Below are 2,256 nucleotides of genomic sequence, written 5' to 3' on the forward strand. Positions count from 1 at the left end.
CCGATCGTGGAGAAAGTCCAGGCCACCGGTCACCAGGTGATCTGGCAGTGCGACCCGATGCACGGCAACACCCACGAGTCGTCCAACGGTTACAAGACCCGCCACTTCGATCGCATCGTCGACGAGGTGCAGGGCTTCTTCGAGGTGCACCGCGCGCTGGGCACGCACCCGGGCGGCATTCACGTCGAGATCACCGGCGAGAACGTCACCGAGTGTTTGGGTGGCGCGCAAGACATTTCGGACACCGACCTGGTCGGCCGTTACGAAACCGCTTGCGACCCACGGCTGAACACCCAGCAGTCGCTGGAGTTGGCCTTCCTCGTCGCCGAGATGCTGCGCGACTAGCCGCGCGCCGAAAGCCGCTCCCGCTGTACGCCCTGCGACGCCGGGGTGGCCGGGGCAGTGCGGCTTCGCCTCGAGGTGAGCCGGGCTCGCAGGTTGCCCCACACGATGCGCGGTAACAGGGCGGGATCCTGCAGCCGTGAGGGCGGGTCGATGAAGTTGGAGACCCGAAAGAAGCGTTCGGTCAGGACGACGTCCCGGGTCGAGGCGTTCAGTGCGGCGCGCGAGACCCAGCCTGAGAGTCGCCGGCGTAGTCCGCGCGGCCGGTAGCCGCCGGACGTGGCCCGGTCCCTGGCCCGATTGGCGGCCCACGTCTGGCCGATGTACTGGGCCGTTGCCCGGAAAAAGCGTTGCGCCAGTTGGGCATCGCCCGCGCTCAGGCAATCGCGCAGGGTCAGTGCTTCGAGCGCGGCGATCGTCATGCCCTGGCCGTAGGTCGGATCGAGGCTGCAGAGCGCGTCGCCCATCACCAGCAAACCCGAAGGGAAATCGGCCATTTGGTCGTAGCGCCGCCAGATCGCGGCGGTGTGGTGGAATGTCACGGCTTCACCGATGGGATAGGCGCGGCGCAGGCCCTCGATAATGGCCGGGGGCAGCGCCGGCTCGGCCATCGCGAGCATCGCGGCGAAATCGGTTGGCGGCTCGCCGGCCTCGACCGGCACACCGATCGCCAGCATGAACGTGTCGTGCTCGTTGGCCAGCAACAAGCCCCCCGGCCGGCCGCCCCCCGGGTTGAACATCACCAGCCGCTGGGCGATCGATCCCTCGGGCATGCTCAACTGTTGGCTCGCGTAGCCGTATCGGGCCACCGCCCGATCCTCGGTTGGCCGTGCATAACCCAGGCTCTCCAGAAACGCCGGGGTGCGTGCGGCGCGCCCCATGGCGTCCACCACCAGATCGGCGTCCAGCTCGGTGAGAAAACCGTTGTAGCGCCGGGTGATTCGCACGCCGTTGACGATGTCCGCGGTGTTGAGAAGTTCGGACACGTCGTGCCCGTCGAGGAAGGTCACGTTCGGCAGGGCCTTGACCCGCCGACGGACGTGAAACTCCATGAACGGCCGGGTCGTCATGTGCAGCGCCAACGCGTCCGGATCGGCGAACGTCCCCGAGTGTTTCATCTCGTAGCGCCCGAAGCGCACGTAGAACCGCGACAGATCGCCGTCGTCGACGACGACCGCCCCCGCCCTGGACAGGTCCTCGAGCAGGCCGGGAAACAATTCTTCCAGCACCTGCAGGCCGCGGCTGTAGAAGTTGTGCACGTGACGGCCCTGGGGGATTCCCCGCCGGTGGCACGGATGGTCAGGCAATCTGTCCCGCTCGACCACACTGACCGAATCGTAGAACTCCGAAAGTACACGCGCGGCAAGCAACCCCGCCATTCCGGCACCCAGTACGACTGCGTGCTCGCCGAGCCGGTTCGGCGAGTCGACGCGATGCGTTGTCGAACCCATGCAGCAATACGGTACACCAAAATTAAGAAAAATAAGAGAACTTTGTGATTACTTTAAGACGCGTGTCGTCGTGCCGGGTTGCGTCGACCCTGAGTGCGGCCGGCTACAGCAGACCGTCGAGGTTGCTGCCGACCGTCCACGCCGCGGTCGCGACCAGCCCGGTGATCGCCAGGATCACCGCCACCCAGACCAGCACCATGCGCCGGTTGTGCTGGCGCGCCCAGACGAACTCGCTGATCGGGATGCCCGCGAATTCGCCTGTGACAGCCTCGTATTCGTAGTCGTCCTCGGACTCGACGTCGGTCTGCACCGGGCGTTTCGGCTCCGGCCAGTCCTGCGGCCCCCGCGTCAGGTGGCGCGTGGGTGCACGCACCGGCGCCGGTCCGGGCGGCGCGGGCCGGTGCGGTGGCCGCTGGCCCATCCGGCTGTGCTGCGCCGCCGCCGAACGGTGTTGCGCGGAGTT

At 67.2% G+C, this 2,256-nt stretch carries 2 protein-coding genes and 1 pseudogene; 1 reads left to right on the forward strand and 2 read right to left on the reverse strand.

Annotated elements, in window-relative coordinates:
* The coding region (locus A5622_RS24515) for a 3-deoxy-7-phosphoheptulonate synthase (RefSeq protein ID WP_197508090.1) at positions 1 to 345 on the forward strand (345 nt) is incomplete at its 5' end.
* Here A5622_RS24515 and A5622_RS24520 read toward each other — a convergent pair.
* Both A5622_RS24520 and A5622_RS24525 read right to left on the reverse strand, forming a co-directional pair.
* A complete protein-coding gene (locus tag A5622_RS24520) occupies positions 342 to 1,793 on the reverse strand; it encodes an NAD(P)/FAD-dependent oxidoreductase (RefSeq protein ID WP_066881762.1) in 1,452 nt (483 codons plus the stop codon). The two genes, A5622_RS24515 and A5622_RS24520, sit on opposite strands and share 4 nt — an antisense overlap.
* Before the next feature lie 103 nt (positions 1,794 to 1,896).
* A pseudogene (locus A5622_RS24525) lies at positions 1,897 to 2,256 on the reverse strand (serine/threonine protein kinase); the annotation flags it as partial.

The sequence above is a fragment of the Mycobacterium sp. 1245801.1 genome (assembly GCF_001673055.1).
GTDB lineage: Bacteria > Actinomycetota > Actinomycetes > Mycobacteriales > Mycobacteriaceae > Mycobacterium > Mycobacterium europaeum_A.

Bases quoted from the DNA above. Each gene is read 5' to 3' on its own strand.
- A5622_RS24520 (WP_066881762.1), bottom strand. From the start codon at position 1,793: ATGGGTTCGACAACGCATCGCGTCGACTCGCCGAACCGGCTCGGCGAG.